The sequence below is a fragment of the Mesorhizobium sp. M5C.F.Ca.IN.020.29.1.1 genome, from assembly GCF_003997375.1.
GTDB classification, from domain to species: Bacteria; Pseudomonadota; Alphaproteobacteria; order Rhizobiales; family Rhizobiaceae; genus Mesorhizobium; species Mesorhizobium wenxiniae.
This window is the reverse complement of sequence record NZ_RZSW01000105.1, coordinates 1-14,228: the sequence shown is the minus strand read 5'-3', so window position 1 is coordinate 14,228 and position 14,228 is coordinate 1. Positions and strand designations below refer to the sequence as shown.

Annotated in this window: 17 protein-coding genes and 2 pseudogenes; 3 read left to right on the top strand and 16 right to left on the bottom strand. The window is 61.8% G+C overall.

The window, feature by feature from the left end:
* A partial coding sequence (locus EOA85_RS11500; protein ID WP_348627894.1) for a glycosyltransferase occupies positions 1–272 on the bottom strand: 272 nt, incomplete at its 3' end.
* Positions 273–369: 97 nt separating this feature from the next.
* Here EOA85_RS11500 and EOA85_RS11495 point away from each other — a divergent pair.
* A complete protein-coding gene (locus tag EOA85_RS11495) occupies positions 370–1,524 on the top strand; it encodes a PA0069 family radical SAM protein (protein WP_065006185.1) in 1,155 nt (384 codons plus the stop codon).
* A gap of 154 nt (positions 1,525–1,678) precedes the next feature.
* Entirely contained in the window at positions 1,679–2,374 is a 696-nt protein-coding gene (locus tag EOA85_RS11490) for a ribonuclease HII (RefSeq protein ID WP_127209488.1), read from the top strand.
* A gap of 274 nt (positions 2,375–2,648) precedes the next feature.
* Here the strand turns inward: EOA85_RS11490 and EOA85_RS11485 are convergent, their stop codons facing one another.
* The 13 genes and pseudogenes from EOA85_RS11485 to EOA85_RS11425 form a co-directional block, all read right to left on the bottom strand.
* Positions 2,649–3,140, bottom strand: a complete 492-nt coding sequence (locus EOA85_RS11485; RefSeq protein WP_127209487.1) for a F0F1 ATP synthase subunit B — start codon at positions 3,138–3,140, stop codon at positions 2,649–2,651.
* A gap of 10 nt (positions 3,141–3,150) precedes the next feature.
* Complete coding sequence (locus tag EOA85_RS11480) at positions 3,151–3,750, bottom strand: F0F1 ATP synthase subunit B (protein WP_127209486.1); 600 nt, start codon at positions 3,748–3,750, stop codon at positions 3,151–3,153.
* Positions 3,751–3,826: 76 nt separating this feature from the next.
* Positions 3,827–4,051, bottom strand: coding sequence for a F0F1 ATP synthase subunit C (locus EOA85_RS11475; RefSeq protein ID WP_023799397.1), 225 nt, complete (start codon positions 4,049–4,051; stop codon positions 3,827–3,829).
* 78 nt (positions 4,052–4,129) lie between these two features.
* Positions 4,130–4,888, bottom strand: a complete 759-nt coding sequence (locus EOA85_RS11470; protein WP_029355511.1) for a F0F1 ATP synthase subunit A — start codon at positions 4,886–4,888, stop codon at positions 4,130–4,132.
* 71 nt (positions 4,889–4,959) lie between these two features.
* Positions 4,960–5,358: an AtpZ/AtpI family protein gene (locus EOA85_RS11465; RefSeq protein WP_065006182.1), complete on the bottom strand. Its 399-nt coding sequence runs from the start codon at positions 5,356–5,358 to the stop codon at positions 4,960–4,962.
* Positions 5,359–5,600: 242 nt separating this feature from the next.
* Complete coding sequence (locus tag EOA85_RS11460) at positions 5,601–6,785, bottom strand: cell wall hydrolase (RefSeq protein WP_127209485.1); 1,185 nt, start codon at positions 6,783–6,785, stop codon at positions 5,601–5,603.
* Between the two features lie 279 nt (positions 6,786–7,064).
* Positions 7,065–7,313: pseudogene (locus EOA85_RS11455) on the bottom strand (ribosome biogenesis GTPase Der); the annotation flags it as partial.
* 2 nt (positions 7,314–7,315) lie between these two features.
* Positions 7,316–8,206, bottom strand: coding sequence for an SDR family NAD(P)-dependent oxidoreductase (locus EOA85_RS11450; protein ID WP_127209484.1), 891 nt, complete (start codon positions 8,204–8,206; stop codon positions 7,316–7,318).
* Positions 8,203–8,982 (bottom strand): hypothetical protein, encoded by a 780-nt coding sequence (locus EOA85_RS11445; RefSeq protein ID WP_127209483.1) that lies wholly within the window; start codon positions 8,980–8,982, stop codon positions 8,203–8,205. The genes EOA85_RS11450 and EOA85_RS11445 overlap by 4 nt, the downstream gene beginning before the upstream one ends.
* Positions 8,983–8,992: 10 nt before the next feature.
* Positions 8,993–9,580 (bottom strand): protein-S-isoprenylcysteine O-methyltransferase, encoded by a 588-nt coding sequence (locus EOA85_RS11440; RefSeq protein WP_127209490.1) that lies wholly within the window; start codon positions 9,578–9,580, stop codon positions 8,993–8,995.
* Between the two features lie 159 nt (positions 9,581–9,739).
* Complete coding sequence (locus EOA85_RS11435) at positions 9,740–10,324, bottom strand: hypothetical protein (protein ID WP_127209489.1); 585 nt, start codon at positions 10,322–10,324, stop codon at positions 9,740–9,742.
* Positions 10,325–10,466: 142 nt separating this feature from the next.
* Positions 10,467–10,604 (bottom strand): ABC transporter, encoded by a 138-nt coding sequence (locus tag EOA85_RS38855; RefSeq protein ID WP_084831507.1) that lies wholly within the window; start codon positions 10,602–10,604, stop codon positions 10,467–10,469.
* A 201-nt stretch (positions 10,605–10,805) separates the two neighbouring features.
* Entirely contained in the window at positions 10,806–11,402 is a 597-nt protein-coding gene (locus EOA85_RS11425) for a L,D-transpeptidase (protein WP_127209482.1), read from the bottom strand.
* 189 nt (positions 11,403–11,591) lie between these two features.
* Between EOA85_RS11425 and EOA85_RS11420 the strand changes: the two genes are divergently transcribed.
* On the top strand, positions 11,592–12,347 hold the full coding sequence (locus EOA85_RS11420; protein WP_127209481.1) for an SDR family NAD(P)-dependent oxidoreductase: 756 nt from the start codon (positions 11,592–11,594) through the stop codon (positions 12,345–12,347).
* A gap of 247 nt (positions 12,348–12,594) precedes the next feature.
* Here the strand turns inward: EOA85_RS11420 and der are convergent, their stop codons facing one another.
* Together der and EOA85_RS11410 are read right to left on the bottom strand one after the other, a co-directional pair.
* Positions 12,595–14,028, bottom strand: coding sequence for a ribosome biogenesis GTPase Der (gene der, locus EOA85_RS11415; protein ID WP_127209480.1), 1,434 nt, complete (start codon positions 14,026–14,028; stop codon positions 12,595–12,597).
* 3 nt (positions 14,029–14,031) lie between these two features.
* Positions 14,032–14,228: pseudogene (locus tag EOA85_RS11410) on the bottom strand (hypothetical protein); the annotation flags it as partial.

The window sequence follows — 14,228 nt, the reverse complement described above, 5'->3', positions numbered from 1 at the left end:
CAGTCGCTCTTGGCCTGCCTGATGCCGGCAGCAATGCCACCGCTCGCCACATAAAGGCAACCGGCATGTTCGGCAACGCGGTGCGTCTGGTCGGTCGAGCCGGTGTCGCAGACGATGACATCGCGCACCACGCCCTCGACCGCGCCGCCGATCAGCGAGGCGAGCGTGCGGGCAAGTCTTTCCTCGTCATTCAGGGTCTGGATGAGAACGCTGAGCATCGTTAGCCGAATAGCGGAAAGCCGGGCGCAGCGCCAGTTTTTGCGTCGCATCATAAAATTGTTCTTGATTTGTTCTAGTAAACGAAATAGGAATAATTTCATGAACAGAGCGATTCGACAGCCAGCCGACAGTCCCTGGGAGAGGGCGAAAATGGAACAGATCGTGCGTGCCGACATTGCAGCCTTCGGAGCAGGAAGAGCCGAGATGGCCAATGCGATGATCGAACAGAGCGGGATGCGCGTGCGTCCGGAGCGCAATCGCGGCCGTTCCGCGGGCATCAATCCGTCCGGGCGGTTCGAGCCGGTCAGCCGGCATGTCTTCGATGACGGCTGGAATTCGCTGGAGGAGTTGCCGCCGTTCAAGACGGAGGTGCAGGTCGAGAAGCCGCGCACCATCATCACCCGCAACGAATCACCCGATATTTCCTTCGACCGCTCGATCAACCCCTATCGTGGCTGCGAACATGGCTGCGTCTACTGTTTCGCCAGGCCTACGCATGCCTTCATGGGGCTGTCGCCGGGGCTGGATTTCGAATCGAAGCTGTTCGCCAAGCCGGATGCGGCGCGCATGCTCGACAAGGAACTGTCGAAGGACGGCTACCAGCCGCGCACCATCGCGATCGGCACCAACACCGATCCCTACCAGCCCATCGAGAAGCAGTACCGGATCATGCGCGAGATCCTCGAAGTGCTGGAGGCGCGCGGCCACCCGGTCGGCATCGTCACCAAATCCGCGCTGGTGACGCGCGACATCGACATCCTGTCGCGCATGGCCGAGCGCGGACTGGCCAAGGTGGCGCTGTCGGTGACGACGCTCGACCGCATGCTGGCGCGCACCATGGAACCCCGCGCCTCGACGCCGAGCAAGCGGCTGGAGGCGATCAGGCGGCTTTCGGATGCCGGCATTCCGGCCTCTGTCATGGTCGCACCGATCGTCCCTGGCCTGACAGACCAGGAGATGGAGCGCATCCTCGATTCGGCCTACGCGGCGGGCGCGCGTGAGGCGGGCTACGTCCTGCTGCGGCTACCGCTGGAGGTCGCGCCGATCTTCAAGGATTGGCTGCTGCGCCATTATCCCGACCGCTACCGTCACGTGATGTCGCTGATCCGCTCGATGCGCGACGGCAAGGATTACGATTCGGAATGGGGCAAGCGCATGAAAGGCTCTGGCCCGTATGCCTGGCAGATCGGCCGGCGCTTCGAGATCGCCGCCAAACGGCTTGGCCTCAATGCCGAGCGGCGGTCGCTCAGGACCGACCAGTTCGTCGCTGCGGCCAAGGCAACCGAGCAACTGATGCTGCTTTGAAGGCATCATGTGCCGCAGCAGCCGGCGGCACATGGAAAAATCCCGTCCGGCCTGTCCTGTCCCCGGGCTTGCAGACGGTGCCCTCCGGGTCCGGTGCCTCACCGACCCGGAGGGGCTTGCGGAGAATCGGAGCCGATGCGAACCTCGCCGCAACATGGCTCGCGCGCGTTCTGATTCTCCGCTTCTCTTCGAAATCGTCGAGAGACCCGATTTCTCCTTCGAGACGAAGGCGATGGCCGAAGGCCTGTGGCCGGTGGCGGGAATGGACGAGGCCGGCCGCGGCCCGCTCGCCGGGCCAGTCGTCGCGGCAGCGGTGGTACTCGATCCCGCCAACATTCCCGATTGTCTCGACGATTCCAAGCGCCTCAGCCATCTGCAGCGCGAGGCACTGTTCCTGAAAATCCTCGGCTCCGCTCTTGGCGTGTCGATGGCCTCGGTCAGCGCGGAAGGCATCGATGGCAGCAATATTCTCAAGGCCAGCCTCGAGGCGATGCGCCGCGCTCTGGTCGGGCTCTCGGTGCAGCCAAAGCTGGCCCTAGCCGACGGCCGAGACGTGCCGCCCGGACTGCCATGCGAAGGAAGAGCGCTGATCAAGGGCGATCAACGCTCGCAGTCGATCGCCGCCGCCTCGATCGTCGCCAAGGTGATGCGCGACCGCATGATGTGCGGCTGCGGCAGCCATCACGCGCATTACGGGTTCGAACTGCATATGGGCTACGCCACGGTCCGCCACCGCACCGCAATCGAGATGCATGGACCGGTGGCGCGGCTGCACCGCGCGTCCTTCGCACCGTTCCGGCTTGGCGGAACCGAAGTGCTCGATGAAGAGAGCCTTTCCGGCCTGGACTAGCGAAAGCGGTGGCTAATCTCCTCCCTTGAGGGGGAGATGGCCGGCAGGCCAGCGGGTGTCTCCGCGCGTGAAGCGCCAACCTTCTCTTTCATCCGACGTGTTATCCGATATGACGTCGCGACGCTGAGGCGACCCCCTCTGTCGCCTTCGGCGACATCTCCCCCTCAAGGGGGGAGATTGTGCGCTCGACCGTTTTCGCCAATCTCCACTGTCGCCCAACAAAAAAGCCGCCGGGTTTCCCGGGCAGCTTTCGATGGCTTCTGGATGAAGTCGCTTAATTCAGCTTGGACTTCACTTCCTGAAGCGAGGCCTTGAACAGGTCGGCGCCGACCTTTGCGTCAATCTTGCCGGCGAGGAGCGTGCGGGCGGCTTCGACGGCGATATCGACGGCGCTGGCGCGCACCTCGCTGATCGCCTCGCGCTCGGCCTGACCGATCTTCTGTTCGGCAAGCGCGGTGCGCCGGGCGACATAGTCCTCGGTCTTCTTGTGCGCCTCGGCAGCCAGCATGTCGGCCTCGCGCTTGGCGGCGGCGACGATGTCGGCGGCCTCCTGCTCGGCTTCCTTGCGCTTGCGCTGGTATTGACCGAGCAATTGCTGGGCCTCCTCGCGCAGCCGGCGCGCTTCTTCAAGCTCGTTGCTGATCTTGTCGGCGCGGGCGTCGAGCGCCTTGGCGATCAGCCTCGGCACCTTGATGTAGACGGCAATGGCCAGGAAAATGACGAGGGCAACGGTGGCCCAAAGCGTCGCGAGTGATGTGGCGTCCATGATGCGCTCCTCACCGGGCCACGGATTTGACGGCTGCCGCGATCTCGGCCTTGCTGGCCTTGCCGCCGACAAGCGCCTCGACGATGGCCGAAGCAGTGTCCTCGGCGATCGTGCCGACTTCCTTCATGGCATTGGCCTTGATGGACGAAATGCGAGCCTCGGCTTCGCCAAGCTTCTGGTCAAGCGCTTCCTCGACCTTCTTGCGGGCGGCTTCGACTTCCGCCTTGGCGGACTCGTTGGCCTGCTGACCGATCGCATTGGCCTTGGCCTTGGCCTCCGCCAGCTCCTGCTCATAAGCGGCAACGGCGGCATCGGCCTCGCCCTTCAGTCTGGCGGCATGATCGAGATCTTGGGTGATGCGGTCGTTGCGGACATCGATGATGCCGCCGACACGCGGCATCACCACCTTCTTCAGGAAGAGGTAGAACAGCCCGAAGGTGATCGCCAGCCACAGAAGCTGCGACGGGAATGTCGCCGGATCGAATGGCGGGAACACGCCGTGCGCCTCGGCAGGCACGCCGGTCCCGGAATGCGTATCGCCTTCCGTGCCGGTATGGCCGCCTTCAACGGCGGGCGCGGACTCTTGCGCAAAGGCAGATGTCACGAACATGGACTATCCCCTGATATCAGGCCTGCCGCCGATTGCGGCCGGCCCGTCCAATTCCCAATCTTAGCCGAACAGGGGCTCAGCCGAACAGGGCCAGAAGCGCGATTAGAAGGGAGAAGATGCCCAGCGCTTCAGTCACGGCGAAGCCGAAGATCAGGCGGCCGAACTGGCCATCCGCAGCCGACGGGTTGCGCAGCGCGCCCGCCAGATAGCTGCCGAAGATGTTGCCGAGGCCAATACCGGCGCCACCCATGCCGAGGCATGCGATGCCGGCGCCGATGAACTTTGCTGCTTCTGCTTCCATTTGTTCAACTCCTTTGGATCTAAAATTCCGTTGCAATTCCATCCGGCAGCAATGCCGGAAACTCTTGGCCAGCCTGGGTCAGTGCCCGGGATGCAGGGCGTCGTTCAAATACATGCAGGTCAGCACGGCAAAGACGTAGGCCTGCAGGAAGGCGACCAGCAATTCCAGCGCCGTCAGCGCCACGGCCATCGCCAGCGGCAGGACCGATCCGGCAACGCCGAGCGTGCCAAGCGCGCTCAAGCTCACCACGAAGCCCGAGAACACCTTCAGCGTGATGTGGCCGGCCAGCATATTGGCAAACAGACGAACCGAGAGGCTGACCGGGCGCGAGACGAAGGAAATCACCTCGATCAGCACCACCAGCGGCAGCAGGTAAATCGGCACGCCATGAGGGACGAACAGTTTCAGGAAACCGAGGCCGTGCTTCATGAAGCCGTAGACGACGACAGTTCCGATCACCAGCGCGGCAAGGCCGAAAGTGACGATGATGTGGCTGGTGACGGTGAAGAAATACGGGAAAAGACCGAGCAGATTGGCAACGAGCACGAACATGAACAGCGAAAATACCAAGGGGAAGAACTTCATGCCTTGGGTTCCGGCCGCGTCCCTCAGCATGTTGCCGACGAATTCATAGGCCATTTCGGAGACCGACTGAAGACGGGTGGGAACGAGGCTGCGGCTCGAGGTGGTGAGATAGAGGAACGCCGATGCGACGGCGACGGTCGCGACCATGAAGAGCGCCGAATTGGTGAAGGACAGGTCGTAGCCGCCGATCTCGATCGGAATCAGCTTGTTGATATGGAACTGGTGGATCGGATCGACCTTGTCAGCAGCCACTTTAAATCCCCATCAAAGCCGCACGCGGCTTTAGTGTCCTGTTCACTGCGCCGGCAAGCGGCGCCTCAAGTTCATTCTTTCGGATCGCGGGTTTTGTCGCCCTGTCCGAATTCCGCCATAAGTCCCGCGGAGCGCAGGACATTGAGAACGCCGGCGCCAAAACCCAGCAGCAAAAAAACGATCAGCCCCCATGGCGAGGTCCCCGCCAGACGGTCGATGATCCAGCCGAGACCAGCGCCAACCACTATCCCGGCGATGAACTCGCTGGATAGCTTGAGCGCCTGGCCGTATCCGGCCGCACTGCCCGCTTTCGCGTCGTCTTTCCCCTCGAGCCGGCCCGGCCGCCTTGTCGCAAGCGATGCTTCAAGGTTGCGCCGGCGGCGCTCAAGATCGTCGTCGCGGATGTCGGCTTGACGCTGTTTGCCGCGGCCGGTTTCTCCGGTTCCGTCTGGCCCGTTGTTGTCGGCCATCGCAACCCCCTTGCCCGGTCAGATCGTCGCCGTCCGTCCGCTCTTAAGTCGCCGGCAACATAGTTAGAGGGTCCGCGCCCGTCAAGCCACGGGCGGGACTTCAGCCTTAAGTATTTTCCCTATTTAAATCAAGCGCTTGCCAGGGTGCGACATCGTGCCCGCTACCGTCGTTGGCGTGCCGCGAGCGAATCCCTCCGGCAACGGGTCCTCGATCGGCCGCGCCCGGGGCCTTGCCGGAGCGCTCAGCTCCAGCCGCCGCCATAGGTGCGGTAAAAGATATGCAGGCCGATCTTGGTCATTTTTTTCATCGTTCGCGCCCAACCCGGGTTGACGTAGTTGGCGTAGTAATGGGTCGACGATCCGACTTCCGGGATGAAGATCTTGCCGGCAGTGACCGCCATGGCGATATCCTGCGCGGTCTTGTAGTGGGAGGGGCTCTGGATGCGCTTCTTCCTGCCGTCGCAAGCGAAGGAAAACTGGCAACGGTTGAACCATTTGTCGTTCTGATAGACGACGCCGCAGATCGAGTTCGGATAGGCCGGATTGCGAACGCGATTGAGGATGACCTGGGCGACGGCGGCCTGGCCGCGCACGGATTCACCGCGCGCCTCGAAATAGATGCCGTTGGCGAGGCAAGTCTGTTCCGGCTTGGAGAAGACGCTCGCCGGCAGCGGAGTTAGCATCCACGAATGATCGCCCTTGGCCACCGGCGGAATGAAACGGCCATCGTTCGGCTTCTCGTCCTTAAGCAAGGCCTCGAAGGGCGAAGCCTGCGCATAGTCGGGCGCGGCCGCTGCGTAGGCGGTCGCCAGGACGTCGGGGCGGTCGTTGTTGACCAGTGCGGCCAGCATGGCCGGCACCCCAGGATCCGGCTTCTTGTCGACGCGCCTATGAAACGCGGCGGCAATCTGGATTTCCTTGCCTTTGATCTCGGGCTTGGCGAAAGCCATCTTCAGGCCGCTGTCCATGCTCGGGCGAAGCAGCGAGGAGGTGCGCTCGAAAATCGAGCCGGCGTTGAAGTTCTTCGGCGGCGCGACCGGTGAGACGATGATGATGCGGCCCTTCTTGTCGGCGCGCATGATGCGGTCCTCGTCGGGCGTCGTGCTGGCCACGCTGCCCTTGCCGCGAAACGACACGGCGCCGACGCCGGGCAACCGCACGCCGGAACCGGAGATCGAGCCGGTGGTGTCGGAATCGAGGAAAGGCATTTCGGCGGGATGGACCGAGCCGGCGACGGATTTCTCGACATAGGCGTTCCAGCGGGCATTTGGCGCCCTGAGGCCCGAAATCAGGCTCGTCATGTCCTGGTAGGCAATGACGTTGGGAAAGCCGACCCAGATGCCAAGTCCAACGACCAAAGGAGACAGAAAGGAACGTTTTTTCTCACCGGCGACAGCGACAAGCCGCTTCAGAACACGTCGATGCACGGAACTCTCCAGAAACGCAACTGACCCCACTGGAGAGGCACAATGATGCATTAACCTTGATGGGGCGTTAACAGGTTGGATCGTGTTTTCCCTGTCGATCCCCCTGTCGATCTGAAGTCAGGCGCTTTTGCGGCCATGTTCGGGCCGAAGAAAGATCGGCCAGGCGATCAGCGCGCAATAAGCCGCAGCCAGCCAGACCCCGGTCACGACCAGATGACGACAAGCCCGAAAATGCGAGGCATGAAAGCTGAAGAACGTGGCCTGGGGACGAGACAGCGCTCAGCGGCGTTTTTTCGCCTTGCCGGCGAACGGATTTTCTGAGGTGCGCAAGGCGATGCGGATCGGCCCACCTGGCATGTCGAAGGCTTCGCGCAGGCTGTTCGAGAGATAGCGGACATAAGATTGCGGCATCGCGTCCGGCCGTGAGCAGGACACGACGAAGCCTGGCGGGCGAGTCTTGGCCTGCGTGACATATTTGATCTTCAGCCGGCGCCCCGCCACTGCGGGCGGCGGATGATGCGCCAGGATGGTCAGGAGATAATTCCCCGAGGGCCGCGGCGTAGCTGGATCTGGCGGGTACCGCAGCATTTCTTGAACTTCATACCTGAGCCGCAAGGACATGGATCATTGCCGCCACGTTGCAGCCGGGCGACCAGGGGCAGCATCGCTGCGGAAGGCAGGAGCGCCGCCGCAAGGGCAGCCAACTTGGCCGAGATTCCCGGTACGACGAGGCGACGACCGGATTTGAACCCTCGCCACGCACGTTCGGCCACATACTCCGGATCCACCTTGGGCAAGATGTTGAAGAGCACCGTCTGATAGGCGCCTGACCTTGCGAGAAACTCCGTCGACACCGGGCCCGGTGCCACGCATGTGACCGTCACGCCGGTTCGGCGCAACTCCTGATGAAGCGCCTCTGAGAAGAAGCGCACGAAACCTTTGCTAGCGAAGTACAGAGCCATATAAGGCCCGGGAACGAACCCGGCGACGGAACTGAGATTGAGCACCCCACCCCGTCGGCGCGCCACCATTCCCGGCAGAAAATGGAGGGTCAGTTCTGTGAGGGAATGTATGTTGAGATCGATGATGCCGAGTTGACCATCAACAGGCAGCGCCGTCACCGCGCCCCGCAGGCCATAGCCGGCGCTGTTGACCAGGATATCACAGACCAGGCCGTGTGCGGAAAGAAAGTGCTCTAGACGCGTTGGCGCATCGCCTGCCACGAGATCCAACTCGAGCGTGAATGCCTCGCCACCCCCCTCCCGAACCTCAGCCGCCGCGGCGGCCAAACCCTCGGGCGAGCGGGCAACCAGCACAACCGCACCGCGCTCCCGTGCAGCGACGCTCGCAATTGCCCGGCCAATTCCACCCGAGCCGCCAATCACGACGACGGCTGGCCGGAATTCACGGTGCGAAATCATGTTGCGTTCCTCTGTCTTGCAGGAGCGGCAACATTTTGACCGAGCAGCATCACTTCATTGGCGACAGAGCCGTTCAGAATCTTTTCGAATCTCTCCAGTGCTCGTGCGACGTTCGCTCCATCCATGACCCGGTGATCGTAGTGGATGCGGACATTCACCGAACCGTCTTTTTCGATCGGGCCGTAGTTTAGAAGCGTGGTCAATGGTGTCAGCGGGTTGAGTGATTCCGCACCGAGACCAGAATAGACGGACAGTTGGAAGGTACCGAAGTAATTTGCCCTTTGCCGGCCGATGTTCAACCCTAGCCACATAAGCAGCCACCTGACTGGCGCGGGCGCACCTGCCATCCGCAAGGCACGCCGGAACTCCGGGACCTCCAGGATCGGCCGTGATCGAGCCGCGTGGATGGATTCCTCAAGTTGCGTGATAGAGTAGCGCTCCGGGCACTTGATGCAGCTCAGCAGAACGGCCGGCTCGCCATTATATTCGCGCTCGTGGGCAATCGAGGCTACGCTTGCCGGATACTCGTAAAGCTGCGGCCAGGGCAACTTGACATAGGCGCGTCGCAGCTCCGGCACCTCTTGGGCGAGAAGCGCGTATCCCTTCAGGAAGATCGCGGTCCATGAGGGCCTGGTCTGCTGCACCATTCTGGCCCTTACGAGTGGGCCGAGGTTCATCTGACGCTGCACCGCGACCCGTGGCACGCCGATCGAAAACCTCATCAGATCGCCAACAAGGCGCCGGGGCGCCGAAAGCTTGAGGGCTCGGCCTCGCATCAAAAGACCTCTAGTAAAGATAAGGGACTATTCGCTTGGTCTTTTCCATATAGGCACGGTATTGCGAGCCGAAATTCTCCAGCATCATACGCTCTTCCTTATCCACTCTCAGCAGGAAAAGCACTGCGAAACCGATCAAACCGGATATGCCCGCAACCCAGTTCGGCAGCAGAAAGGCCTGGCCGAGCCCCATAAGCAGGAACGAGGTGTACATCGGGTGACGGACCAAGGCATATGGCCCGGCGCTGACCAGTTCATGCCGTTCGCGAATCTCCAGCGTAATCGACCAGTTACGGCCAAGTTCCCTGTGGGATAGACGAAAAATCCACAGCGCAGAGCAGAAGATGATGGTTCCGAGCGCCACGGACCACGCGCTGGCCGGATGGTCAGCCGCTGCGGGGATGCCGGTGGCGACATAGAAGCCAGGCAGGATCGCGAGGCCAAGGAGAGCCGATGCAAGCCCGACAGTGTCGGAACTTGAGCGGCCGCCAGCTACAATTCGAACGCGCCTTGCCCGGCGCTCGAAGGGATACCGGATCACGTACCAAGCAACGATGCCGATCACCCATATGATCTCGCCAAGTGAGGCTACAGCAATGGTCACTTCAGGTCACCGGAGCCTTTTCTCGATCTGGGACCACGACAAGCTGTCGCAACGATGTCACCGTCCGAATTGTCGACCGATTGACATTCAGAGCGCGTTCCTTTCGGACTTAACCGGGCAATGAGACGCGAAAGCGGTTTTGCCAATCGCATTTCAACCCCCGTTCATCTCCCGAAGCTTGGTTATGAATTGTTGCGGCCGGAGCCAGGTACCGGGGGTCTTATACCCCATGGATCTGGCGATGTCCGCTACGAATGCGTTGCAGTTGTAGAGCGAGGCGTGCCAAAGCGGAGAACTGGCCTGCAACTTTCGTATGCTCGCGACGACTTTCCTATATTCGGCTTCGGTAAGTAAAACTCGCCAGCTTGCCGACCGGTAGGCATCTTCCAGGTCGCCGTCCGTCCACCCGGTCGAGGCTGGCACGGGCGCCAAATGGCCGAGAACATAGACATTGGGATCATCGGACTTCGGAGCGAGCCCCGCGACTTCGGGGTTGACCATCCGTCCCGCCTGGTTCAATTGTCCAAAAATCACGTAGGAATGGCCATAGGTAAGGGCGTATCGGGAGCGGAACTCGATGAAATGCCGCTGGGCCGCGCGCTCCGGCATCGCCGCGGTTTTCAGTGCCCGATCATTGGACACAAAAGTCGGCTGGGGCTTGTTGTCCTGCGACTGACATGACGCCGCGACAAGCGCGAGCAGGGCCACAATTGTTGAACGGCCACTTACAAGCGTCATCTCATCCACAACTCCGAGGACCGCAGACCTAGTGCCAGCCTATGCCCGCCAACCGCAGGCAGGTTGCGAATCCGGCCTTGGCCCCTGCATATCGATGGGGAAGGGCCCAGCGGCCCTTCCCCAAATCACCGAAAGCCGGTGCTTATTTAATCACTGGCTCTTCTACGGCAGCCGGTTCCGGCGGAGGAGCCTTCCCCTTTCCTTTACCGATCACGTTCGCGCAGCCGCTCAGGCTGGTAACGGCGAGGGTGGCAACCATTACAATCAACATTCTGTTCATCAAGCAATCCTTTCCCCAGGGGCGGAACAGCCTATAGAATCGCCACAAATAAAAAATTATATGCAGCCCCGCCAAGTTAGCTGCGATCTACACCAACGCCTAGTGCAGAAATGACACAGTCGGCGCCCGGTTGCAGGCGGCACCTTTGCGGTGACGTGCCGGCAGGGCTCACCATCCAACGGAGATCAGGCCTGCCCACCATCAAACGACCACCACCGTCGTGCCCAAAGGAGTACGGTCGTAGAGGTCGATGATGTCGTCATTTGTCAAACGGATGCACCCGTTCGATACCGCTGTGCCTATCGTCCATGGCTCGTTTGTACCATGTATCCGGAAGTGGGTGTCGCGCCCGTTGCGATAGAGATAAAGGGCACGCGCACCAAGTGGGTTGTTTGGTCCGCCAGGGACCCCCCCTGCATACTTCACCAGGCGCGGCTTGCGCCTCATCATGTTGGCGGTGGGCGTCCACGACGGCCAGTCCGCCTTGCGGGCGACGGTCGCTGTACCCTTGAACGACAGTCCCTGCTCGCCGACGCCGACGCCGTAGCGCGTCGCCCACCCGTCGGTCTCGACGGCATAGAGAAAACGTTGCGACGTATCGACGACGATCGTTCCAGCCGGCTCGTTTCCGTCGTACCGCACATGCTGCCGTCGGTAACGAGGACTGAGGCCACTTCTTGGTCCGAACGCGGATGAAATCGGCTCCGTCACCTGTCGTAATGTCGACGTACATCCGGAGACCATCAGAGCCAGACTACCCAGCACGAGCCCGCGGCGCGCAATGTGGTGTTCTTCCATTTTTACCTGCTAGGAAACCTGGTCAATCTACCCCACCCTTGTCTCTACCATTTCAGGGCCTGCGGGCCAAGTCTCGCTGTGTGGTGGCGAAATGAATTCACAGGATTGACAAGCGAATTGGAGCGAAACTTCTTGCGATAACCGTCTGCCTCTGTTCGGGTATGTCACAATGGGCATAGGACAGAGACGATGAAGCCTGACTTCCATGGGAAAGTCGCGATTGTGACCGGCGCAGGCTCCGGAATAGGAGCGGCTGTTTCACGGCAACTCGCGCAAGAAGGAGCCGAGGTTGTTGTCGCCGATCTTGATGCCGAGGCCGCGCACTGCATGGCCGCCGAAATAAACGCGCAAGGAGGCAGGGCCTACGACTTTGCGGTCGATGTCACGGATGCGGCAGCCGTGGAAAAGCTGATCGAGTTCACTGTCCAGAAATGCGGCGGACTGGATATGGCGGTAAACAATGCAGGTATCGACGGCGTTCGAAAGGCAACGGCAGACTATCCGCTCGACAACTGGCACAGGCTGATAAACGTCAATCTAAATGGCGTTTTCTACAGCATGAAGTACGAAATCGCCGCCATGTTGGATCGAGGCGGAGGCGCCATCGTGAACATGTCCTCCGTTCTCGGTTCCGTGGGCTTGCCAACTGCGTCCGCTTACACGGCAGCGAAACACGGGGTCGTTGGACTGACCAAGGTTGCGGCGATTGAATATGCGAGAATGGGCATCCGGATCAATGTCGTCGGCCCCGGCTGGATCGAAACGCCTCTTTTATCGGAGCAAATGGAGGTATTAGCCAGCCGGCGCATGGCAGGTCTTCAGCCGATGGGCAGGCGCGGCAAACCGGAAGAGGTAGCGGCCCTTGTGTGCTTCCTCTTGTCCGATCAGGCCAGCTTTATCACTGGGAGCTACCATCTGGTGGACGGAGCCTACACCGCCCATTAGGTGCAGTGGCTGTCCCCACTGGCTACTGTCAGGGTGATGACGCCGCAGATCGCCGGGCTGCTCGCACTGCCTGAGATGGCGCTGTCCCCGCGTCGCAAGGAAGGCCGAGCCAGACCCGGTGGCGGGGCGACTTGCCGACATCCTGCTGCAGGTTGCGGTGGAATCGCTTGCCCGAAAATGTGCAGGCGCTGCCCGCGAGCCCGCCTGCGAAGCGTAGCCTGATGCTGGCGCCCAGAAGACGCAGCGCTCAGCGGCGTTTTTTCGCCTTGCCGGCGAACGGATTTTCCGAGGTGCGCAAGGCGATGCGGATCGGCACGCCTGGCATGTCGAAGGCTTCGCGCAGACTGTTCGAGAGATAGCGGACATAGGATTGCGGCATCGCGTCCGGCCGCGAGCAGGAGACGACGAAGCCCGGCGGGCGCGTCTTGGCCTGGGTGACATATTTGATCTTCAGCCGGCGGCCTGCCACGGCGGGTGGCGGATGATGCGCCAGGATGCCTTCCAGCCAGCGGTTGAGCTTGCCGGTCGAGACGCGGCTGTTCCACACTCTGTGCGTTCTGATGACGGCATCCATCAGCTTGTCGAGGCCGCGCCCGGTCTCGGCCGAGACCGGCACCGCCTGCATGCCGCGCGCCTGCGGCAACAGCCGCTCGGTTTTCTCGCGCAGTTCCGCCAGGAGTTCCTGAGGATGGTCGATCATATCCCATTTGTTGAAGGCGATCACCGGTGCGCGGCCCTCGCGGATGATCAGGTCGGCGATCTGCAGATCCTGCTTCTCGAAGGGAATGGTGGCGTCGAGCACGATGATGACGATCTCGGCAAAGCGGATGGCGCGCAAGCCGTCCTGCACCGACATCACTTCCAGCTTTTCGTGAATCCTGGCCTTGCGGCGCATGCCGGCGGTGTCGAACAGTTTCAGACGGCGGCCATGCCAGTCCCAGTCAACGGAAATGGAATCGCGGGTGATGCCAGCTTCCGGCCCGGTCAAGAGCCGCTCCTCGCCGATCAGCGCGTTGATCAGCGTCGATTTGCCGGCATTCGGGCGGCCGACGACGGCGATGCGCATCGGTTTGGTATCGTCATAGCTCGGCTCGGCATCCGGATCGGTGATGTCCTCGCCGATCAGCACCTCGCTAGCGGCGGTCTCCTCGTCCGCAACCTCTTCTTCTTCGCCGAAGGCGCGCGCCTCGCCCAGTGCGGCGATCACCGCATCGCGCAAATCGGGCAGGCCCTGGCCGTGTTCGGCCGAGACCGGGATCGGCTCGCCAAGGCCGAGTTCCCACGCCTCCAGCATGCCGCCCTGGGCGCCGCGCGCCTCCGCCTTGTTGGCGACGACGACAACCGGCTTGCCGGACTTGCGAACGATTTCGGCGAAGGTCTTGTCGTCAGGCATCAGCCCGGACTTGGCATCGATCGTGAAAAAGATCAGGTCGGCTTCGCGGATGGCGATCTCGGTCTGGGCGCGCATGCGGCCCGGCAGCGTCGAAGCAGCAGCATCCTCGAAGCCGGCAGTGTCGATGACGTCGAAATGCAGATCGTAGAGCTTGGCGGCATGGACGCGACGGTCACGGGTGACGCCTGGCGTGTCGTCGACAAGCGCCAGCTTCCTTCCCACCAGCCGATTGAAAAGGGTCGATTTGCCGACGTTAGGCCGGCCGATGATGGCGACTTTGAACGTCATCCGTCACGACACGCGGCCCGACCCACGGATCAGCTCGGACATCAACGTCGCCCGCTCGCGCGCGTTGCGCGGGGCGCTGTCATCCGAGGCGATCTGGTCGAACAGTTTCAGTGCGTCCGTCGCCTTGCCTTCCTTCCAGGCGGCAAGGCCGAGCGCTTCGCGCGCCGTGTGGCGCAGCGGGTTGGTATCGGCGGTGGGGG

Bases quoted from the DNA above. Each gene is read 5' to 3' on its own strand.
- EOA85_RS11495 (WP_065006185.1), top strand. From the start codon at position 370: ATGGAACAGATCGTGCGTGCCGACATTGCAGCCTTCGGAGCAGGAAGA.
- EOA85_RS11490 (WP_127209488.1), top strand. From the start codon at position 1,679: ATGGCTCGCGCGCGTTCTGATTCTCCGCTTCTCTTCGAAATCGTCGAG.
- EOA85_RS11485 (WP_127209487.1), bottom strand. From the start codon at position 3,140: ATGGACGCCACATCACTCGCGACGCTTTGGGCCACCGTTGCCCTCGTC.
- EOA85_RS11480 (WP_127209486.1), bottom strand. From the start codon at position 3,750: ATGTTCGTGACATCTGCCTTTGCGCAAGAGTCCGCGCCCGCCGTTGAA.
- EOA85_RS11475 (WP_023799397.1), bottom strand. From the start codon at position 4,051: ATGGAAGCAGAAGCAGCAAAGTTCATCGGCGCCGGCATCGCATGCCTC.
- EOA85_RS11465 (WP_065006182.1), bottom strand. From the start codon at position 5,358: ATGGCCGACAACAACGGGCCAGACGGAACCGGAGAAACCGGCCGCGGC.
- EOA85_RS11450 (WP_127209484.1), bottom strand. From the start codon at position 8,206: ATGATTTCGCACCGTGAATTCCGGCCAGCCGTCGTCGTGATTGGCGGC.
- EOA85_RS11445 (WP_127209483.1), bottom strand. From the start codon at position 8,982: ATGCGAGGCCGAGCCCTCAAGCTTTCGGCGCCCCGGCGCCTTGTTGGC.
- EOA85_RS11435 (WP_127209489.1), bottom strand. From the start codon at position 10,324: ATGACGCTTGTAAGTGGCCGTTCAACAATTGTGGCCCTGCTCGCGCTT.
- EOA85_RS38855 (WP_084831507.1), bottom strand. From the start codon at position 10,604: ATGAACAGAATGTTGATTGTAATGGTTGCCACCCTCGCCGTTACCAGC.
- EOA85_RS11425 (WP_127209482.1), bottom strand. From the start codon at position 11,402: ATGGAAGAACACCACATTGCGCGCCGCGGGCTCGTGCTGGGTAGTCTG.
- EOA85_RS11420 (WP_127209481.1), top strand. From the start codon at position 11,592: ATGAAGCCTGACTTCCATGGGAAAGTCGCGATTGTGACCGGCGCAGGC.
- der (WP_127209480.1), bottom strand. From the start codon at position 14,028: ATGACGTTCAAAGTCGCCATCATCGGCCGGCCTAACGTCGGCAAATCG.